General features: G+C 67.0%; 13 protein-coding genes. 4 read left to right on the top strand and 9 right to left on the bottom strand.

The features are described from left to right. The first annotated feature begins 262 nt into the window (after positions 1-262). Positions 263-928 (top strand): response regulator, encoded by a 666-nt coding sequence (locus ACYVK7_RS12095; protein ID WP_460887961.1) that lies wholly within the window; start codon positions 263-265, stop codon positions 926-928. Positions 929-949: 21 nt separating this feature from the next. Beyond that, the gene (locus tag ACYVK7_RS12090; RefSeq protein WP_460887960.1) at positions 950-3,856 is read left to right on the top strand and encodes a UvrD-helicase domain-containing protein; all 2,907 of its coding nucleotides are present in this window, start codon (positions 950-952) and stop codon (positions 3,854-3,856) included. Positions 3,857-3,914: 58 nt separating this feature from the next. On the opposite strand, the gene ACYVK7_RS12085 is transcribed toward ACYVK7_RS12090, so the two are convergent. The 8 genes from ACYVK7_RS12085 to ACYVK7_RS12050 form a co-directional block, all read right to left on the bottom strand. Further along, positions 3,915-6,743 carry a pPIWI_RE module domain-containing protein gene (locus ACYVK7_RS12085; protein ID WP_460887959.1) on the bottom strand — a complete coding sequence of 943 codons (2,829 nt, stop codon included), beginning with the start codon at positions 6,741-6,743 and terminating at the stop codon, positions 3,915-3,917. 1 nt (position 6,744) lies between these two features. Continuing rightward, positions 6,745-10,167: a pPIWI_RE_Z domain-containing protein gene (locus tag ACYVK7_RS12080; RefSeq protein WP_460887958.1), complete on the bottom strand. Its 3,423-nt coding sequence runs from the start codon at positions 10,165-10,167 to the stop codon at positions 6,745-6,747. After that, positions 10,160-11,272, bottom strand: a complete 1,113-nt coding sequence (locus tag ACYVK7_RS12075; protein WP_460887957.1) for a restriction endonuclease-related protein — start codon at positions 11,270-11,272, stop codon at positions 10,160-10,162. Before ACYVK7_RS12075 ends, ACYVK7_RS12080 begins: the two co-directional genes overlap by 8 nt. Beyond that, positions 11,265-12,746 (bottom strand): PD-(D/E)XK nuclease family protein, encoded by a 1,482-nt coding sequence (locus ACYVK7_RS12070; RefSeq protein ID WP_460887956.1) that lies wholly within the window; start codon positions 12,744-12,746, stop codon positions 11,265-11,267. Before ACYVK7_RS12070 ends, ACYVK7_RS12075 begins: the two co-directional genes overlap by 8 nt. A gap of 676 nt (positions 12,747-13,422) precedes the next feature. Continuing rightward, positions 13,423-13,977 (bottom strand): hypothetical protein, encoded by a 555-nt coding sequence (locus ACYVK7_RS12065; RefSeq protein ID WP_460887955.1) that lies wholly within the window; start codon positions 13,975-13,977, stop codon positions 13,423-13,425. A gap of 268 nt (positions 13,978-14,245) precedes the next feature. Continuing rightward, positions 14,246-15,082 carry an HNH endonuclease gene (locus tag ACYVK7_RS12060; RefSeq protein WP_460887954.1) on the bottom strand — a complete coding sequence of 279 codons (837 nt, stop codon included), beginning with the start codon at positions 15,080-15,082 and terminating at the stop codon, positions 14,246-14,248. Next, positions 15,079-16,047 carry an EcsC family protein gene (locus tag ACYVK7_RS12055; RefSeq protein ID WP_460887953.1) on the bottom strand — a complete coding sequence of 323 codons (969 nt, stop codon included), beginning with the start codon at positions 16,045-16,047 and terminating at the stop codon, positions 15,079-15,081. The genes ACYVK7_RS12060 and ACYVK7_RS12055 overlap by 4 nt, the downstream gene beginning before the upstream one ends. Before the next feature lie 548 nt (positions 16,048-16,595). After that, entirely contained in the window at positions 16,596-17,738 is a 1,143-nt protein-coding gene (locus tag ACYVK7_RS12050) for a Gfo/Idh/MocA family protein (protein ID WP_460887952.1), read from the bottom strand. Positions 17,739-18,107: 369 nt separating this feature from the next. Between ACYVK7_RS12050 and ACYVK7_RS12045 the strand changes: the two genes are divergently transcribed. Both ACYVK7_RS12045 and ACYVK7_RS12040 read left to right on the top strand, forming a co-directional pair. After that, entirely contained in the window at positions 18,108-18,911 is an 804-nt protein-coding gene (locus ACYVK7_RS12045) for a transposase family protein (RefSeq protein WP_460887951.1), read from the top strand. A gap of 150 nt (positions 18,912-19,061) precedes the next feature. After that, positions 19,062-19,667 carry a DUF6308 family protein gene (locus tag ACYVK7_RS12040; protein ID WP_460887950.1) on the top strand — a complete coding sequence of 202 codons (606 nt, stop codon included), beginning with the start codon at positions 19,062-19,064 and terminating at the stop codon, positions 19,665-19,667. On the opposite strand, the gene ACYVK7_RS12035 is transcribed toward ACYVK7_RS12040, so the two are convergent. Next, positions 19,657-20,267, bottom strand: a 611-nt coding sequence (locus ACYVK7_RS12035) for a transposase family protein (protein ID WP_460887949.1), incomplete at its 5' end; no start/stop codon positions are given. The genes ACYVK7_RS12040 and ACYVK7_RS12035 overlap by 11 nt on opposite strands.

Genomic DNA, 20,267 nt, shown 5'->3' with positions numbered 1-20,267 from the left:
CGTGGCTGGGAGAGGTGCTGGGACATGGTGGCGCTCCGAGTAGCTCTTGGGAATGGTGCGGCGTCGCGTTGATTGTGGCCCGGCGCGGCCCGCGGTGTCTGGGCACCTTGGCCCCGGTGGGCCTGGACCGTGCCGGTGGTTCAACTCTCGCCCGGTAGGCGCCCGCGACACATCGCCTGACCGGGTACGTCCTCAACGGAAAGATCGCTCGATCGGGTGAGCCAACGGCAGAAGCAGCCTCCGTCGGCCTACGCTGTGTTCCGTGACGAGAGTGCTCATCGTGGACGACGACGCCCTGGTCCGGCAGTACATCCGGGGCATCCTGACCGACCACGGCCTCGAGGTCGCCAGCGAGGTCGAGGACGGCGACCAGGTCCTGCCCGCAGTGGTCGAGCACCGCCCTGACATAGTCCTGATGGACCTCGGGATGCAGCGGGTGGATGGCATCGAGGCGATCCGCCGGGTTCGGGCTCTGCCGGGAGCCCCGCCCTGCGTCGCCCTGACGACGTTCGAGGACACGGTCATGATCAAGCGGGCGCTTGCGGCCGGGGCCGTCGGGTACCTCATCAAGCACGACGCCCCTGAGGCCTGGGTGAACCTCCTCAGCGACGTTCTCGACGGCGGCGGCGCCTTCAGCAAGACTGCGGCGAAGCGCCTCATCGACGAGTACTCGTCGTCCGACAGCATCACGACGGACAAGGCCGCCGAGGCTCGCGCGACCCTTGAGGCGCTCACCGCCGCGGAACGCGAGGTCGTCGCGCGCATCGCGGGTCGAACGAATCCCGAGATCGGGACGGACTTGTACATTTCGGAGCACACGGTCAAGACCCATGTGAGCCAGGCCCTGACCAAGCTCGGGCTCCGGCGCCGCACGGAGCTCGCGGCGCTCGCGGAACTGGCCGGGATCAGCGTCCCACCACAGCCGTGACCTGCCAGATAACCTGGGTGGATGCCTTACGTCATCATCCCGTCCGACGTCCCGACGCTCGACGGAGATGTCGCTGGCAAGGCATGGAAGTTTATCGAGAAGCTCCGCCAGGACGACACGGCCCCGGGCCTGAGGATAAAGGCCCTCAAGGGCGCCGCTGATCGCCGTATCCGGACAGGCCGGGTCAACGACAACTACCGCGCGGTCCTGGTCAAGCTCACAGGGTCCGACGAGGAGCCGCGCTACATCTTCCTCGGCATCTTCAAGCACGACGTCGCGAACGAGCACGCCGCGAACCTGGTGTTCCGACGGAACCCGCAGACCAGCGCCGCCGAGGTGGTCCGGGTCGACCTGGGCCAGGCAGTACCGCTCGGCGGTGCGGAGGAAGCGATCGAGGATGAGCCTGTGGGGGAGCCTCAGGCTACTGGCACCGGCGCGGTACCCCTGCCCCTGCTGCAGGCCGTCGGCGTGACGTTCGACCAGCTCATAGACCTGGGTATCGACGCCAGGACCGCTTATGACGCGATCAACGCGGCCGACGAGGAGAGCCTGTTGACCGTCGTCTATGCCGCGTCGTCGCCGTACGAAGGGGACGCAATCGTCCTCCTTGCTGGCGGGGCGACCGTGGACAAGGTCCGGGAGACCTACGGCGTGAAGCCACCCGAGGGCCGCGCCGGCGAAGACACCGACGACGACCTCATCGCGGCGCTCGACCACCCCGTCGCGCGCATGCAGTTCGCCTACCTCACGGACGACGTCGCGCTGCGGGAGGCGATCGAGCAGGAGGACTTTGCCAGCTGGCGAGTCTTCCTCCACCCAGAGCAGCGCGCGTATGTTGAGGCGTCCACAACGGGTCCCGTCCGGCTCTCTGGCGGGGCAGGGACGGGCAAGACCGTCGTGCTGGTGCACCGGGCGCGGTACCTGCATCGGGCGAATCCCGCTGCACGGATTGTCCTGACGACCTTTACCACAACTCTCGCCGCTGCTCTCAGGTCCCAGCTCCAACTGCTGGATCCGAGCATCGTCTTTGCGAAGGAGCCGGGGGGTCGGGGGGTCTACGTCGGCACGCTCGATGCCGCTGCGCGTCGTCTCCTCGTCCGCGCGCACGAGTACGGGCTCGATGCCCGGCGCGCGGCGACCCGTCTTCTCGGCCGGGTGCGCGGGGAGCTCGTGCCGTCCACGGACCCTGGGGTGTGGGACGCGGTGCTGCGCGGACGCGGGCAGGACTTGCCTGCGCAGCTTCGGACTGCGGCCTTCCTCGACGCGGAGTATTCGGCCGTCGTCGTCCCGCAGCGGATCACGACGCGCGAGGAGTACCTGCATGTGCGGCGTCCCGGCCGCGGTATCGCGCTCGGGCGGGCACAGCGGAACGCCGTCTGGGAGGTGATCGAGGCGTACCGGGAGATGACTGCGGGTGTCGGGACCACGAACTTCGACGAGAAGGCCATGATCGTCGCCACAGCCCTCGACACCGCCGCGGAGAACGGCGGGTCCCGTGTGGCGGACCACGTCCTCGTCGACGAGGCGCAGGATCTCGGGCCGGCTCACTTGCATCTGCTCCGGGCCCTGGTGGCTCGCGATGCCAACGACTTGCTGCTCGCCGAGGACTCTCAGCAGCGGATCTACGCTCCCCGGACGGTGCTGTCTCGGTACGGCATCTTCGTCACTGGCCGGTCCCGACGCCTCCAACTCAATTACCGGACTACGTCGCAGAATCTCGGCTATGCCACGGCGGTTCTCGCGGGTCATCCGACGGTGGACCTGGAGGACAGCGTCGTCGATGACTCCGGCCTCCGGTCGGCGCGTTCCGGGCCTCCGCCGATGGTTCTTGGCTGCGAGACGCTGGAGGCGGCTTATGGCGCCGCCGCTCGCGAGATCGACGACTGGCTGTCCGCCGGGGTCGCCCTCGAGACGATCGCAGTGCTCGTCTGGTCCGGTGACGAGGCAGTAGCGCTCACCAGGCAGCTGGCAGCACGCGGCATCCCCGCCCAGCACGTCCGCAACCACGACACGCCAGGAACGGACCGCGTCGTCGTCATGACGAGGCACCGGGCCAAGGGCATGGAGTTCCGGCACGTCGTCGTCTTTGGCGCGACCGCGGAGTCCACCAGGATGGCCAGCCGAGTCGTCGTGGGTGACCCGGCAGAAGCCTTGCAGCGTGAGCGGTCGCTGCTGTACGTGGCGACTACTCGGGCGCGCGAGCGTGTCGTGGTGGTGTGGCACGGCACCCCGACCGAGCTCTTGCCAGAGGTGCGGCCGGCGAGGGCGCTCGTCGCTGATCAGGTCTCAGGCCAGGGCAACGACCTGCACGATGATCTGGCGCGGGAGATGCATGACGGCGTCGGCTACGCCTTCACCGAGATTGCCACGGTGATCACCCAGCTCGAGCGCGAGGTCCAGGACAACCCAGCAGTCCGGGAGAAGCTCGCCCGGCTCCGGACAGTCGTTCGTAGAGGCCATGCTGAGCTCCGGACGGTGCTGGACGCCTTGCGCACCGGGGCAGAAGGACTGGCCGACGTCTCGTTCGACGATCTAGGTGGGCTGCTTGACCGGTTGCGGAACCAAGGTTTCCGGATCACGAGCAGCTTCGAGGTCACGGAGGGTGAGACCGCGAGCCGGATTCTGACTCGGACCTGCTACCGCATCGTGCAGGAGTCGGTCTCCAACGCACTGGCGCACGCCGAGAGCCAGCCGATCGACATCGTGCTACGCGGTGCCCCCAGCACGGGCGTCACGATCGTCGTGAACAACCCGTTGCCCAGCAGCGGCTCGTCTCCACAGATTGAGGAGCGCGCACACTCAGGCATCGCCGGGATGAGGAACCGGGCGGAGAGCCTAGGCGGCACCTTCTCCGCGGGGGCGGCCGGCGGCCGGTTCGTCGTCGATGCCAGGATCCCGTGGGAACGGCCAGAGGGAGTCGCGGGCTGAGCCCATACTCCCGGGTGGTGGCCAGACCGGCTGATCTGCCCGGTCTGGCCGCCACCGTTCACAGTTCGAGGACGCCCTGGTCGAGCTCGGGACCCTCCGGCGCCGGGAAGTCCTCTTCCTCCTCCCGGGCACTCTCGGGGAACGCGTAGTCCCCCGCCCGCTTGCAGAGGTCGAGCGCGTAGGGAAGCGCCCGGCCCTCTGGGTAATCGGCCGTGAACCGCTGCTGGTGGACGAAGGTCGCCCAGGCAGCGGCTGCGACGTCGTCGTCGGACGGGGCAAGGCCGGCGACGGTGAGCTCGATCATCCGCGGGACCGGAGCTGCCTTGTCCGGAGACGGGGCCTTGGCGCCGTCTCCGGTGAGCTTTCGCAGCGCCTTGTTGTGAGTGTTCAGCTTGCTGTTCTTCTCTGCCAGGCTGTAGAAGACACGGTTCGCCTCGCCCGCGTCCTCCGCCTGGAGGACTGTCTTCGTAAAGCCGGCCGGCTTGTCCCCGCGGGGCGTCGCCCACCACATCGGGGTCTCCAGCCGGCCCGCGTCCGTCCGGACCCGGACGACGCGGAGCTGCTTGTTGTGCGTCGCCAGGCGCATTGTGTCGGGCTCGCCGAGGGAGATGCGGTCTGCCTCCAGGCCGGAGTCGGTCAGCCAGGTCCACCGGGTCCGGAGGTTCGCGGCCTCAGCCAGGAGCAGGAGCGGGCGACCCTTGAGCGCGGGGAGCGTCACCCGGAGGAAGCGGGCCATCTCCTCGGTCTGCCGCTGGGCGTTGGACAGCTCCTTGGGGCGAGGCTCGGCGGTGGCCAGTTCGCAGAGGAGTTGGTTGTAGGGGATCCAGCCCTGGCTCTCGGGGGTGCGGGCCAAGACCCGGGCTTGGTCGGGCTTCACCAGGACGGCGATCGGCATCCAGACCGCCTTCGGCACGTTTCCCGTCACGTTGCGTCGTACCTGCCAGAATGCCACCTGGTCGATCGACTCGGGCAGGCTGGGGTTCTTGGAGTGCGGCGGGACGAGGCTGATACCGAGGGATCGGAGGCCGTCGGCCCAGGCGGCCTCCGCCCTGAAGTCCAGGTCGCCCTCGCCGCTGGTGGTGATGAACTGTGTGACCCGTCCGGCCCGGGCTGCGCCCTGCCGGACGGCGTCGTAGGGGTCGCTGCGGGGGATCCTGTTCTTGGTGAACTCCTTGGGCGGAAGGATCTCGGCTAGGACAAGTTCGCTCGTGAATTCCTGCTCGTTCAGGTACTCCTGGACGACGGCAGCACGGTCGCGGATCGCCCGCTCGTGGGCGTCTCCCCGAGCGGGGTGGATCCCGTCGCCGAGCGGTCCGGTCAGTCGGCCCGCGGTGTGGCAGACGAGGCGCACGGCGAGGTCGCCCTCGCGGAAGACGACGTGGTGCGGCGGCGCGTCGGTCTCGGTGGGCTCGAGCCCGAGCCAGTTCCGTGCCGCGGCGAGAAGGGCGGCGCGGACGGCGTCGGTGTCGGTGATAACGTCGATTCGCAGCTCGCGGCCCTGCATCCCTCGCGCGAGGAGCTCCCGGTGGCGCCGGGCGTTCTCAGCGTCGTCCTCGGACCGCCGCGCGACGGCCAGGGGGTGCTCTACCGTCCAGACGGCGTACTTCTGCTCGAACTCCGCATAGTCGGCCGCGTACTGCGCCACGGCCGTGGCGTCGTCCGGGTCGGGCTTCTTCTTCGGGGGCCTGGGCTCGTCGGGTATCGAGGTGCGCTTGATGTACTGGCGCTCGATCTTCGGCCGCCCGACGACGGCCTCCAGGTTGAGAGCAGGTTCGAAGGCCTCCTCTGGGAGCGCAGCAGCGGCCCAGCTGAGGATCCGGCGGCGCTCGTCGGGCATGATCCCGGTCTGGACTGGGTGCGGTGTCATGCGGGTGTGGTGGGTCACGGCGGCCTCGAGGCCCATAGTGGGCGGGAGGTAGGCACCGGGGTCGGTCGAGATCCGAGCCGCGTCCGGGAATCGGCCGGTGACCGTGAGGCCGGCCAGCACCCCTGCTGGGCCGTTGCTTGTCCAGGCGTTGGCCCGGGTCGCTTTGTCGTACTGCAGGTAGGGGACCGCGAACCGCGTCTGGCCGGGTCCCGCGGCGGGGTCGGTGGGCGGGCGGAGGTAGACCGAGGCGGAGGACCCGGCAGGGATGAAGAGCTTTCCAGAGGAGACCCAGCGGCGGATCTTGACTCCCAGGTGCAGGCGGGGCGCAGGGTCGAACGGTGTGATCATCAGAGCGATCGTGATGACGGCCGAGTAGCGGCTGACCTTGGTTTCGCGACCCTTGCCCTTCTCGACGTGCTCCAGCGGCGGCCACGACATGAGTTCAGCCCCCTCTTTGGTGGCGACCTGGACGAACGACAGCTCGCCGTCGTACTTCCCCTGGGCCAGGATGCGGGCCGCGATGGCCTCTGGGATCAGCCGGTATAGCACCGGGTCGACGGAGGCTGTCCCGGCCGCGTTCACCCCGACCCAGGCCGGGTCGACATTGGCGGGCCGCCAGTCACCGGCGTGCGAGGCGACGTCGAGAGCCACGACCGCCTCCCGCAGCTTCGGGTAGTCGCTCTTCGTGTCGAGCCAGCCCTGCAGGTAGGTCTGCATCGTCCGCTTCAGTAGACCCGTGTCGATGGGCTCCCGGGCGTAGAGCCAAGTGTCCGCCGAAGCCAGCCCCAACTTTCCCGTGTACAGGACGTCGGGCACGAGTGCGCGGAGGGCGTGGTTCAGACGCTTCGCGATCGGCAGGCTCCAGCTCGGGTCATGAGGCTTGCCGCCGTGGTCCCAGACCTGACGGATGACGTCCGGCCAGTGCTCGGGCATGGCGAACGAGTAGAAGCTACCGAGCAGGTCCGGCAGGTCGGCCGTCTGCCGCAGCCGGTAGGCGGCGGTCTCGACGTCGTGGGTCATCTCAGTCCCTTTCGTTGATCTCAGTCAGGGCGTCCCAGAAGGGCTGGAGCAGGGCAGCGGCGACCGTCTTGTCCGCCGGGGTAGTCGTGGTGTCCTGGGGGTCGAAGTACGGGGCGAGGATCTGCCGGAAGCGGACCAGGAGCGAGGTCCTCGGGGTGTCCTGCAGCTGATCCGGCCGGGCGCCGACGGGGACGAACGCCGCGTCGCAGAACCGCACGCGGGCCTCGACACCGCCGCGGACGAGTCGCCCGATGACCTGCCACATCACAACGAGCTGGTCCCAGGCGAAGGAGTCCTTCTCGGAATCGCCGAGTCCGCTCCAGGCAACCTTGCGAGTTAGGTACCGGTACCACTTGCGGCGTGCCTCCTGACGGAACTCGCCGGCGGCGGCATCGATGGTCGGGAACTTTCCGGGGAGCCAGAAGAACTCGCCGCTGTAGGGCCGGGTGTAGCGCATTGCCCAGTCGTTGATGGCGTGGATGGCGAGGTTGATGTCGTCGGGTTTGTCGTGCGGGCGTACGAGGAAGTACACGGCGCCGATCGCGGCGGTTCCGTCGTCGAGGACGATGTTGTGCCCGCGTTCCACGGCGAGCAGCGGGGCGACGAGGATCTCACTGTCCAGGGCCGCGTAGTTCGCGACGTCGCCGCGGCGCAAGGAGTACCAGACGTCGTCCTGGTCGGCGTCGTCGGCGATGAGGAGCGTGACCTTGTCCTTCCAACGCTTCTGGTCGTGAAGGAACTGGGCCACGGTCCGAGCCTCGTCGTAGGAGCCGGTCAGCAGGAGGAGCCGACGGCGGTCGGTCGGCAGGTCCCCAAGCTCGATCTCCAGCGGGCTCAGAGACCCGGCCAAGGTGGGGTCGGGGACCGCGAGCCCGGTGAGGAGGGCCCTCATCGCGGCGGGCCGGTCCTGCTGGCGGGTCCCGGAGATCCAGATCGCGTCGCCGTTCTGGTCGTACTGAAGGTTCAGCGAGAACGACGTCCTGCGCACCGCGTCGACATTCTTCTGCGGCGGCCGAAGGATCGCGTTCACCGGGAGGCCCAGGTGGTAGCGGGTAGAGGTGCCGGCCCAGCTGGTCCCTGACATGAGCAGGACGTGCGGACCAGGGACGTCCTCGGACAGGCCCAATTCCGGAAGACGGTGCAGCAGGTCGCGGCCGACGCCGTTGCAGTGGAAGAACCGCAGCGACCCGCTGTGGGCGGGCGGGCCGGGCCGCTCCTCGGTGAGCTGGAAACCCAGGATGTTTCCCATCGGGGACTCAGCCATCACGGCCTCGAAATCCTTGGGTGGGCGGCGGGTCAGTGTATTGGCGGCGGACTCGAGGCTGAGCTCGGCCTCGACGCTGGGCCACATGTTCGTCAAGACGGTGAGCTGGTCGGAGAGGGCGGCCAGGAGCATCGCCAGGGCGAACCGCTTCCGGTCACGCTCCGGGTCCGACGACTGGCGGAACGCCCCCCGGGTGAGCTCGGTGAGGCAGGCGTCGAGCCGAGCCACATCCTCGCCGGACGTGAGCAGCATGTTGGTCAGGTCGACGAGCTCGGCGACCAGCCTTCCCTTGTCGGTGGATCGGTCGAGCACCGGCTGAATCGGGTTGTCGCGGAAGGCGTCGAGCACGCTCTCGAAGAACTTGGCGTCGGCTTCCTGATCGGTGGTCCGGTTCTCCTCGGGACCGGCCCAACGGCTGTAGAGACGCTGGTGCAGCGTTACGGCCGAGAAGTAGTTGGTGCCGACCCAACGACGCAGATCGTCGGAGGTGTTCAGCATCATGTAGATCCGGTCGGCCGCGTGGTGCACGACGTCGAGCGAGCCGGTCCAGCGGGAGACGAACGTGTCGGTCAGCCCCTTGCGGCCCTGCGCGGTGAGTTGACTGATCGTGTGGCGCTGCAGCCAGTCGATCCAGGAGGACTCGTCCCCATTTCCGCAGAGGGTCTCGGCCGGGGCAAACGCAGTGTCGAGCTGAGTCTGTACCCGGTCGGCCTCGTCAATGATGATCAGGTCGCTGCGGTCAGCCGCGGCCTCGAGATAGCGCACGTTCTCGTCGGTCTGGTGGCGAGGGACGCGGGCGTGCAGGAGTCCGGGCATGGTGGCGACCCAGACCGGAGCGTCGACCAGCTCGCGGGCCGCACGATGACGCGGACACACGGACCACAGTGGGCAGCCGTGCGGCTTCTTCTCCACGACCTTCTCCCGCGGTTCCTCGGGCTCGTCGGTCGCACTCTCCGGATTCAGCAGGTCGTCGTGAGACACGGTGTGCACCGGCTGCAGCCGTTCGCAGGGGGCCTCGGCGATCCGGAGCTGCTCGACTCCCTCGTAGTTGCGCAGTGCGTCGATCGGGCACGCGCTGGAAAGGTAGTTGAAGGCGGGGTCGGAGTGGGCAAGCATCGAGGCGGCTCCGGCGGAGTGCTTGCGGCGATGGAGCCGCTGGAGGTGACGCTCCCGGGTGGAGCGGCCGACGATGGGGGCCGCCGTCAGACTGCCGTGCTGCAGATTGTTGAACGTCGTGGTCGTCCTCAGGCTCTCGGCGACGTCGCCCACCACGATCGTCACCTTGAGACCGAGCTCGACGACGCAGTGGTACGTCAGCAGGTGCATGATCGTGCTCTTGCCGGCGCCCACCATGCCAACCAGGTGGAACAGGCGGTCGATCGTCAGCTCCCACTCGGCGGCGTGGCTGAACCCGTCGTCGCCGAAGGTCGCCGGCCCGCCCTGAGTCGCCACGGACATCTCGACCTCGCCGAGGCTCTTCAGCCAGTGGCGCGGTTTAGCGTCCGGGTTGGCGGCTTCGGCGGCGTCCATAGCGCGTGCTGCCTCACGCAGATCGCTCCGGCTCACGGTGATCGGCTCGCCCTTGCCGGCCTTACCCAGCCGGAACGGCATCCGGGCAGGCTGGGGAAGGCTGGCCAGGGTGGCAGGGATCGTGACGCCATGCGTGTCACGACCTGTACTGAACCTGTGCTCCCCGGCGCCGGCGATCGGAAGGGCCTTGCCCGGTGCTGGGTCCAGGCTCTCGAGGGCCCGCTCGTAGACATCGAATCGGTCTGGCGCCAGGGAAGGCCGCCGTGCTCTGGGCACCGCCTCCGGGTTGTCGAGGTCATAGCCGCGGAAGTGCTGGTCCACGGCCAGGTACTGCTCGAGACGATGGGTCCACACGTACCTGCGGCGCAGGCCACTCAGGTAGTGGCGGGCCGTCTCGAGGCGCCGTCGGGTCTCCTCGGTCAGGTCCGGGATGAACGCCTGGGCGTAGGGGAAGCCGCTGAGCAGGGGCCACAGGTCGATCGCCCGGGCTGCCGGGTCGACCTCGGCGAGCAGGTACAGGGCGAGCTCAACCTCGGCCAGCTCGGTGGGGCGGAGCTGGTCTGGTCGATTGGTCGGCCAGCCGTGCAGGGCCTGGACGATCGGACGGCTCCAGCCACTGGTGCTACGCATTCGAACCCTCCAAGATGGTCGTCGAGGTGAGCTTCCGGTCGACCGCCCGAAGGAAGTCCTTCTGGAACGTCACCGAGAGCGAGTCGCTGCTCCGTCCTGCGGACTGCCGGGCATAGCGGAAGCTCTCGGCGTACTGCTTGTTGGCGCTGCGTCGGTAGTCAGGAACGACGAGGAAACCGCGGTCGCGGGGCGGGGTAGAAGGAAGGCCAACGAACGTGCGGCCGAGGACGCCGGGGTTGGCGTAGTCCTTGATGTCGACGGCCCAGCGGATCTTGTCGGGGAAGGTCACGAGCAGGTCGTAGGCGTCGTACCCGGGCCACATCTCGACGGTAAGTCCCCGTTTGCCCAACTCGATCTCTAGGTCGATCTCGAACAGGCCGGGCCCGGTGACGAAGGCGCGCAACGGCAGACCGAGCTGGAGGATGCCGCCTGGGAGCGTCGCGTCGAGATATCGATGAACCTTCACCGTCGTGGTCCTGCAACGATCCAGGTCGCACTGCCAGCCGCCTCGGGCGACGGGACGCAGGAGACAGTGGCACCGCGCGCACTCGGCGTACTGCCCCTCCCGGCGCAGCCGTGGCGAAACCGGCAGATAGCACCGGTCCAGGAGGTCGGCGACAGGCAGCAGATCGAGCTCACCACGCTGGATCACCAGCTCGGTCTGCGTTAGGGCCGGCCGGGTGATCAGCAGACGCCGGAACGCCACGTAGGACTCTGGGGAGTCGGCCTCCTGGCAGGCACTGAGAGCCAGCTTGAGGATCTCGTTCTCGTACTTCTCACCGAACGGATCTCGCCTGTTGTCCACGACCAGCTCGATGCACTCCTGGGTCGGGCTGAACGTGTCACCATGCAGCAGGACCGTCTCCGACGTCGAGCCCGGAAGCCAGTCCTGGACGGGCCGGTCGGCGATGATCTCGATCATCTCGGGGACGCTCCCCGGCGTCCGGAAGTCGTCCTCGACCAGGGTGCGCAGTACGAAGTGGTTGTAGGCGCGCTGCACCACGTCGTCGTACGCGACCTTTCCGGGTACCTCACGCTGGGCCAGCGTGCTCACAGCGGCCGCGAGGCCGGCGAGGAAGCTCGTCTCCTCCATCGCGTCAAGCATGGTCGGTCCTCTCGTTCGCGGCGGCGTCGGGGCACCACCGGGTGTAGGCACAGGATCCGCAGGCGGGGCCCGGGGCCGGCGCAAACGTCTCGTCCTGGCGCCAGCTCTGGGCGACAGGTTCGACGACGGCACGGGCCTGGGCGACGAGCCGAGGATCGGTCACGTCAAGGGGGCGCAGGTCGGGACCGCGGTCGGTGAGGTACTCGACCTCGAGACGGACTACGGGCTCGCCGAGCGCTCCCGCGTGGCACAGCAGCACGGCCAGGGCGAGCTGGAGGCGCTTGCTTGTGTTAAAGAGGTGCTTCTTGGCGCTCGGCGAGGACAGGCTCGTCGTCGTCTCGCGCCAGACCAGGTCGCCGTCCTCTCGGTACAGCAGGTCAGGTCGTGCGACGACGACGCTCGAAGCCGCTGGGTCGAAGGCGACGACGGTGGCCTGGACCTGGACGTCGGTGATGGCGCAGGTGCCGAGACGCGCGCAGATCTCCGCGTGGTGGCTAAGCAGCTTGAGTGCGCGGTCGGCGATCGCTGGAGCCGTGGGCGTCGCATCGAGCAGCGTCGCCAGCTGGTCAGTAGTACAGGCAGCGGAGGCGCTCGTGTTATGGGCCCGGTTCAGGACATCGTCGACCACGCGACCGACCTCGATCGCTGCCGGCTCCTGTGCGTCGCTCGAGAGATTGATGGACGACAGGCGCGCCTGTCGAGGACAGGCCTCGTGGTAACGCAATGTGGTGGCCGATACCTTCCGAAGAGGCGCCTCGGGAGCGGAGATGCCCAGTACCCCGGTCGACCGAGGTACTCCGTCGCAGTTGTCGAGCAACTTGCAGGAGGCGCAGTCGCGTCCGGGCGAAGCAGGGCCTCCCGCAGCGGCCTGGACCGCCACCGCTCGCCCGACGTCTTCGTACAGATCCTTGGCCTCGTCCGGCGTCCCGCCGAAGAGTTCGGACACTGAGCCGTCGAGCAATCCGACCTGTCGGATCGAGACCACGGTGGGGGATGTCCCCGGGTTCTCGGCCGGTTGGAATCGCTCGCTCCAGGGCGACGGCCAGGACGACAGGGCTCCGAACGCCGTCGTGAACGCGGCGATTGCCACTTTCGACGGCGCAGGCAGACGAGCGGACGGGGTCGACAGGACGGGAAGGACCAAGACCCGCAGGCTTCCGCTGTCGTCCGTGTAGCCGCGCCCCCATGAGTACAGCTCGCGAAAGTCCGAGGAAGAAGCGCCGCTCTTGACCCAGTACCCCGACACGGGGCGCAGGCCTTCAGCCGCAAAATCGGGGAACAATGTGACGGCGTTGATGATCCAGGCGATCTCGGCGGGACCGAACGTGCCGTGCTGGGCCGCAAGAGCAGGCAGATCGTCGGACCACGGACGCCCCTTGCCCTCGATCTGGTCCAACACACCGAACACAGCTTTGATCAGGAAGTCACTCTGACGCTCCCATCGCCTCCATGGCCGTTCGATCTTCTCGTTCACGTGCGTCTTTGCGTGCAGGAAGCGGGCGCATGTCCCGTCATCGGACCCGTGGCCCGCGTTCACGCGAACAATCGGCAGCAGTGCGCGTGCGGGCGGGGAGCCGGTGAAATCCGTGTCCCGGGTCCCCGGTGACGTACCGGGCACAGAGAGCAGCCCTGGCCGATGAGGTGGGAAGACGCTCGTGGGCGTGGCCGATCCAGAACGAGCCTCGAGTGCCTCGGACATCATGCTCCTCAGGAGTCGCAGTGCTGCGTCTGGTTGTCGGTAAAGGTGGATGGGCGTCTGGACGCGGTGGTCCCTTTCTTTCGCCCGGCAGGATGACGATCCCTCATCGAGCTCAACCGCGGCATCACCCGAATGGGTAGAGCTGCTAGCCCGGTCGGGTGTAGCCGCAGGGTGTGGGCCGGCTCAATCGAGCGATGTGGGCACGGCAGGCGGAGGAAGATTGGGCGCGCGCAGGTCGGGAAGACGGCTGGGTTGATCGCACCCCAGGCGCCCACGACGGTTGCGAACAGGCTCCGCCTAAGCCCGTGTGCGTATTCGCGGACCGGGCGGATTCACTGGGCACCGACTCGTTCAATCGAGCGATGGCACGTCAGGTCTTGGCGAGGATTGTCCGAATAGTGCCTGGCAAGGAGCGGGCTCAAATCACGAACCGGGCCGCCAGGCGAGTGGGTTACTTCGTGAGCACTCCGGCGGCGTCAAGTACCTTGATCGTCGCCAGCACTGCACTGTCGCGGTACTGCTTCGGCCTCGCCAGCTCGCGCACCACCTCGACAACCTCGGAGGCTCCAAACACCTTGATCGGTCCCGCTCCGACGATCTGAGAGCCGCACCAAGCGCGGGTGCGTGCCTCGTTGTCACCCGGGCCGAACTTGCCTGCGTAGAGACGAAGCTCTACTTGGTCGAGCGCGTAGCCGAACCTCTCGGCCGCTTGCGTAATGATCGCGTCCCGAAGTGCAGTGTCGTTGAACAGCTTGTAACTGCTGTTGTGCTCCTTCTTCACGCCCACCCCGCTGACATGGTCGGCCTTGACACCGACCGATCCGAAGAACGACTTCACGCTAGCGAGCACGAGCTTGTCCACGCGGGCTCCAACGAGGTCGACCTCGTAGCCGTGGGTCTGCAGGCCGCTCGTAGTCTGCTTTGGTACACGGAACTTCAGCGCACTCGAAACAACGAGGCCCTCCGTTTCGAGCGCTAGTGCGACGAACTGCTCAAACGCTTCCACGCTAGGAGGCTAGCCGGAGCGCGCGGGCTCGTGCGAGGAAGCGAGACCCGCAACGCTGGCGGCGGCAGCACGAAGGTCCCTGGCTGCCGCTACCCAGGACGACTCCGCATGCAGCGGCCGCACCGTAGCTACAGCCAGGAACCGCGGAATTCCAACGATGACGCAGGCAGGGAGCTACGGGCTCAATCCTTGGGTCTTGCGGCGGAGAGCTGCTGCCTGAGAAGCCGAATTCTCTTTCGAATGGATGTCGTATTGCCGACCGACATACCTACGCGCCGGCTGCAACAGCCTCGCGGTGGTGTTGAAGGCGCTTCTGGGCCGGCCAGTCCCGCCGCGACGCAGGAAGTCGGATCTTCTTGCCGGCGAGCTTGCGGTACTGGCTTGTGGCGAGCTCCGCGGCGAGATGGATCGTGTACCCGTTGTCGAGCCAGAGCAGGCCGAGGTCGAATAGATTGTGGATGTCAGCGCGTAGGAGCAGCCCGTTCGTGACGAGATTCGTGCTTGCGCCGTCGTAGCGCTCGATGTGTGCCGCTTGAAGGGCGGCTGGCACGTCGGACCCGGTAACTGCACATCGCCCGTTGTAGGCCTTGAGGAGCAGGTCTCGAAAGGCTGACTGGCCTTGCCGTTGTATGACCAATCGGGTTCGGCTTAGTTTGCCGGCGGAGAAGTCCGTCACGGTGGCGAGAGCAGCTGGCACGCGGGTACGGATGGCTTCTCGCTCCTTGGCGGTTGTGCGCCGCATCTGCCGCAGCGGAGTCTCGAGCGGCAAGCTCAGCGGATTGACCGCGAGGTCGCGGCATTCGCGAGTATTGAAATCGATCTGAAACCAGTACTGTTCTTGCCGCCATTCAGGCTCGGACACAACGATTCCGACCCCGATGACTGCGGAGGTTGGTTGGTTCTCCCGCACCCAGACTAGATCTTCGAGTTCGAGGGGGTGCCGGACGCTGGTTCGCCACTCGCGCACAGGGCCGTAGTGGGCGGTTCCCCACATGTTGGCGGCTTCACCTGACAGCAACAGAACTGGGGCGAGCGGCTTGCCGTCCGGATCGATGTCACCCCAGTTCACGGAGTGACGTCCGACGGGGTAGAGCCAGTCGGTCATGTGCCCTCAACTCGTGCGCTCGCCTCATCATCAAGAACGTCCTCGACGATTTCGACGATGCTGATCTCCTGATCGATCCCGTCCTGATCCGTGCCGCCCGGGGTCGTGGATGCGGAACTGACAAGGATTTCGCCCGCTGCGAGCTGTGGATACTTCTCGGTCAGGAAGCGATGACGGTAGGCCCGATTGGCGTCGTCGATGATCGACTCGACAGTCGCCCAGTTCATCATTGCGCTGATGCCGATGCCTACGAACGGCACGGCTTTGCCGAGCGTCCTTTTCGTGAACGTCTTCCCGAACTGCTTCGCAAACTCGGTGAGTGCGCGAGAGATAATGGACTCGTTCAGCTTCGCCCACGGCGCGCCCCGATACAGCAACTGGGTCAGTCTGGACAGGTCCTGGAGTGCGGCGATCCGTGTCGTGGCGGTTGTTGCGGCACCGACGTTGATCACCGCCCGGATGATCAGCTTCTCTGCAGGGTCTTCAGGGTCGTACCCGTAAGACAATGCGATGTGCCCCACCGCGCGCGACGTGATGACAAGGACTGCCGCAGCGTCGGCTGCAATCGCGCCGACGACCGCGAGGGTTCCTGGCGCGGCGGCCGCTCCGGTACTCGCCGTGATTGTTCCACCGGTCAGGACAGCGGCCGTTCCGGCGCCAGTCGCTGAGGCGAATCCGGCGTAGCCCAGATCCAGATTCCGTCCGCGGACCTTGTCTACGAGCTCAAGATCCAGCGACCGCACGTCACCGAGCGTGCCGACATCGTGACCGGCAGCCGTGTGCTTCCGGACGATGTGCTCGGGCGTGAGTCCGACACGTGAAGTGCGCGTCAGGAAAGACTGCGTGCCGTCTACTGCGCTGCGCGTCCAACCTTCGAAGGCGTCGGGCATCGCGTCACCCACTTGCTTGGCGATGTCACCCGCGGAATCTCGAAGCCTTTGCAGCCGAGGATTGTTGTCGACCACCTGCGCGATCTTGCCGCCGACTCGCCCGACGGCCTCAGTCGTCGCGTTGCCGACAGCGCGTGAGGCTCGTGTCCACGGACGCGCACGAATTGTTTNGCCCAAGCCCTGCGCCATCACGCCAGAGACATCGACCGGCCCATCCACGCACTCCTACAGTCATGACTTTGCCGGGGCCCTGGGCACACCCCCACACGTCCATGGACAGAACTGCGCCGATCCGGGGGAGCGAAGGGCCTCCAGGAGACCTTTGGGAGCAGAGGGTCGCTGGTTCGAATCCAGTCAGCCCGACCTTGTGATGTCGCAGGACATCGGAATGGCCTGAACCTACGGATCGTAGGTTCAGGCCATTCGTTATTTCCGGGCAGGGCCGGGTGGTCTGCCTGACGAGCGACGCAGTCGGCGCCGCATTGAAGAAGAGGGATGGAGAGCGAGGTCCCGCTGGTCGGCAGAGTTCTTCGACACGGTGCGGGTCAGCTCTGTGTGATCAAGTCAGGGTTAGCTCGCGGATCGCCATCTCCTCGGGTCCTGCGGCAGTGCCTCTCCTGGGTTCAAAGATCGGAGTTCATTCGGTCGGGGCGGGACAGATGCTGCCGATGACCTGTTTCAGCGGCCCGTGCGATCGCCTCGAGTACCCGGTGGCGATCGAGTGCGACCGCGAAATCCGGCGCAACGGCGGTTCCGTCGCGGAGGTCGGCGGCGAACTGGGCGTAGAGGCGGGCGACCCCCGCTGCGGGTGCGTCGAGTTGCAGGTCGGGAGCTGCATAAGCGGAGGGGACCTGTAGCACTTGGACAGGCTCGCTGCCGCGGCGCAGCGTGATGGTGAGATCGGTGAAATGGATGTAGCCCGACGCCGACTCCACACGCACACTGCCCTCGGTGCCCTGGATCTCCCATACCATCGCCGAGCCGGCGGACTGCCCGGCACTGTAGTGCAGCGAAGTGACGATCCCGCCTTCGAGAACGCCGGCGACGACGATCTCATCCGGCGCGTCCTTCGGCAGCGACGCGCCATCGGAGAGGCGGACGCCGTCACCGCGCTGATTGGCGACGACGGCGGACAGACTCTCGAACGTGCCGAGCACGCGCGCAAGCGGTTCGAGCCCGTGGCCGAGCATGATGCTCAGAAGCGTGGCGCCATGCTTTGCGTGAGCCATGTACTCGACCGGCGGGTCATATCGGCCGACCCACATGTCGTCGGTCAAATGCGCTCGGATGCTCGTGCTGAGCGGCTTGCCAATCACGCCTTGCGCGATGAGGTCGCGAAGGAAGAGGATCGGCGGGTGCAGGCCGCCCTGCAACCCGACAATCGTCCGCAGCCGCCGCTCGCGGGCAAACCCCTCCAGCGCTTCGGCCTCCGATAGGTTTCTTGCGAGCGGCCATTCGCAATAAACCATCTTGCCCGCGGCCAGCGCGTCGGAAACAATCTGCTTGTGCTCCGGCACCTTGACCGCGACCACCACCAGGTCGACCTCCGGTCGCACGACCAGAGCCTCATGTGTGTCGAAGGCGAGATCGGCGCCCAGCCGACGAGCGGTCGCGTTCGCGCTCTCCATACGAGTCGTACTGACGGCGCGGATCTGGAACGCGTCGAGCGCCTGCAGCGCCGGGACGTGAGCAATTCCGCCCCAACCCCGATCGGCACTAGCTCCGATAAGGCCGACGCCGATCCGGGTATCTGCTGAGTTCGTCATGAGGATGCTCCTGCCTTGTGCAGCCCCGGCAGCGCTCTCCGGGCTGCGTCACGATGATTCGTTTCCGGACATGCGTGGGCACTCGGGCTCACCATGGCGAGCGAGCAATTATTGCCGTTCGCGTAGCGGCCGCGGGGTTTGAGCCCGAGTGACCCAAGCGCAGGTTTTACACATGAGCCCAGTGAGGTTTTCTCGCCTCGTTCCTCGGCGCGATGGTGCGTCTTTTGAGGAAGGGGCTGACCGCGGAGATCGGCGTGCAGGGCTATGACCTGCAGGTTCGCGGTGTGTCGAGGTCAGGACGCGGGGTCCTGACCGGAAGGATCGGAAGTCCGCCAAGACAGCCTGATCCCCACCAGCAAGGACCCCGCGTTGATCACCTATCGTGCCAGTCTCGACGTGCCCGCGACCACCCTGGAGATGGTGACGAGGTGGCTTGCCGCCCACCGCCGCCGGCCCGGTAGCCGTCCGGTCCAGCGGGCCGCAACCGCCCGGGCGCAGGCGCTGCTGGTGTTGCGCTGGTTCAAGGACGCGACCAAGCTGCGGATCCTGGCCCTGGACGCAGGGATCAGCATCGCGACGGCCTACCGGTACCTGCACGAGGCGATCGACGTGATCGCGGACCGGGCGCCAGAACTGCCGGACGTCCTGGCCCGTGCGAAGGTCGACCAGTGGCCGTACCTGTGTCTGGACGGCACGCTGATCCCGACCACGAAGAACGCCGCTCCCGGCCACAACAGCGCCGACTTGTGGTGGTCGGGCAAGCACGCTCAGCACGGCGGGAATCTGCAGGTCCTGACCGGACCGGACGGTTATCCCGAATGGGTCTCGCCCGTGCACCCCGGCACGACGGGCGACATCAGCGCGGCCCGAGCTCACGTCCTGCCGTTTCTCTACCCCGCAGCCGCGGCAGGGCTGCCCACGTTGACCGACAAGGGCTACGAGGGCGCCGGGATCGGCATCATCGTGCCGTTCAAGGGGACCAACCTGAACCCGGACGCGGTCAGCCGCAACGCGGCGATCAACGCGCTACGCGCACCGGCCGAACGGGCCAACGCCCTGCTCAAGGCGACCTGGCCCGTCCTACGACGCATCACCCTCGACCCCTGGCGCATCACCGAGATCGCCGCCGCCGCGCTCGTCCTACTCCACCTTCAACGACCCATGGCCGAATGAGGCGAGAAAACCTCAGTGCGTCCCACGCACGTCGCTCGTACTTCGACGGTTCCGGCATGAGCCAGACAGTAGGGCCGAACGGGCTCCACGGCCCCAACAGCGACCAGAGATCACCCGCATGAACTTGCTGGCCAAAGCTAGCGTGTGATGGTGACCGCGAACTGCGGTACTCGTCGAGTACCGGCCATCTTCGAGCCCGCGCTCGCACCGCTCGCGACCGCGCTGCTTCGCGACTATTACACCGGCACCGTGAACGGTCGGCCGGCGTTCACCGGTGCTCGGTTCGAGACACTTGGTGGGCGGTGGAACGACCCGTCGTACGCTGACAGCTTCACCGCGGGTGACGTGGTCGCAGTGTCGTGTTTATCGGTCGATGTACCGGGTGCTGCCGCGATCCGGATCCTTGAGATCCAGGCAGATTCCATCAACAGATTGCTTGCGGCGATGCCTCGGCTTGGGGCGCCGCTTTGGGAAGTCCCCGAATCCGCGATCGGCCCACGCTCGGCTGCCGTGGAACTCTGGTGGTTGCTTCGTGGAGGAAGGGACGGGCTTGGCCGGACGACCACGAGCAAGCTCATGGCTCGTAAGCGCGGCGACTTGATTCCCATTTACGACAGGGTCGTCGGTTCTGCGCTGGGCCTCCCAAACGCCAGGGGTCACTGGGAGACGATGCGCGACTTGATGTTGACCGTCATCGACGGAGAACCACTTCACCGACGCCTTGACGCAATGAGGTTTTCTCGCCTCATTCGCTGACGGGGCGTTGAAGGTGGAGCAGGACGAGTGCAGCTGCGGCGATCTCGGTGATGCGCCAGGGATCCAGTGTGATGCGGCGCAGGGCGGGCCAGGTGGCCTTGAGTAGAGCGTTGGCTCGCTCGGCTGGTGCGCGTAGCGCGTTGATCGTGGCGTTGCGGCTGACCGCGTCCGCGTTCAGGTTGGCGCCTTTGAACGGCACGATGATGCCGATCCCGGCTCCCTCGTATCCTTTGTCGGTCAGCGTGGGCAGCCCGCCGGCTGCGGCGGGGTAGAGAAACGGCAGGGCGTGAGCACGGGCCGCGACGATGTCGTTCACGGTGCCGGGCTCGACCGGGCTGACCCACTCGGGATACCCGCCCGGTCCGGCCAGGACTTGGAGATTCCCGCCGTGCTGAGCATGCTTGCCCGACCACCACAGGTCCGCCGCCCCAGCACCGCGGGCAGCGACCTTCGTCGTCGCGATCAGCGTGCCGTCCAGAGCGACGAACGCCCAGTCCTGGGCCCTGCCACGCTCCAAGGCCTGCGCGAGCGTGGGTGCCTGGTCAGCAATCACGTCGATCGCCTCATGCAGGTACCGGTAGGCCGTCGCGATGCTGATCC

The organism is Promicromonospora xylanilytica (genome assembly GCF_054782895.1).
This window is presented reverse-complemented; position numbering and strand designations above follow the sequence as displayed.

What these genes read in the sequence shown, in the direction of transcription:
- ACYVK7_RS12090 (WP_460887960.1), top strand. Translation starts at nt 950, where the DNA reads ATGCCTTACGTCATCATCCCGTCCGACGTCCCGACGCTCGACGGAGAT.
- ACYVK7_RS12085 (WP_460887959.1), bottom strand. Translation starts at nt 6,743, where the DNA reads ATGACCCACGACGTCGAGACCGCCGCCTACCGGCTGCGGCAGACGGCC.
- ACYVK7_RS12080 (WP_460887958.1), bottom strand. Translation starts at nt 10,167, where the DNA reads ATGCGTAGCACCAGTGGCTGGAGCCGTCCGATCGTCCAGGCCCTGCAC.
- ACYVK7_RS12075 (WP_460887957.1), bottom strand. Translation starts at nt 11,272, where the DNA reads ATGCTTGACGCGATGGAGGAGACGAGCTTCCTCGCCGGCCTCGCGGCC.
- ACYVK7_RS12060 (WP_460887954.1), bottom strand. Translation starts at nt 15,082, where the DNA reads ATGACCGACTGGCTCTACCCCGTCGGACGTCACTCCGTGAACTGGGGT.
- ACYVK7_RS12050 (WP_460887952.1), bottom strand. Translation starts at nt 17,738, where the DNA reads ATGACGAACTCAGCAGATACCCGGATCGGCGTCGGCCTTATCGGAGCT.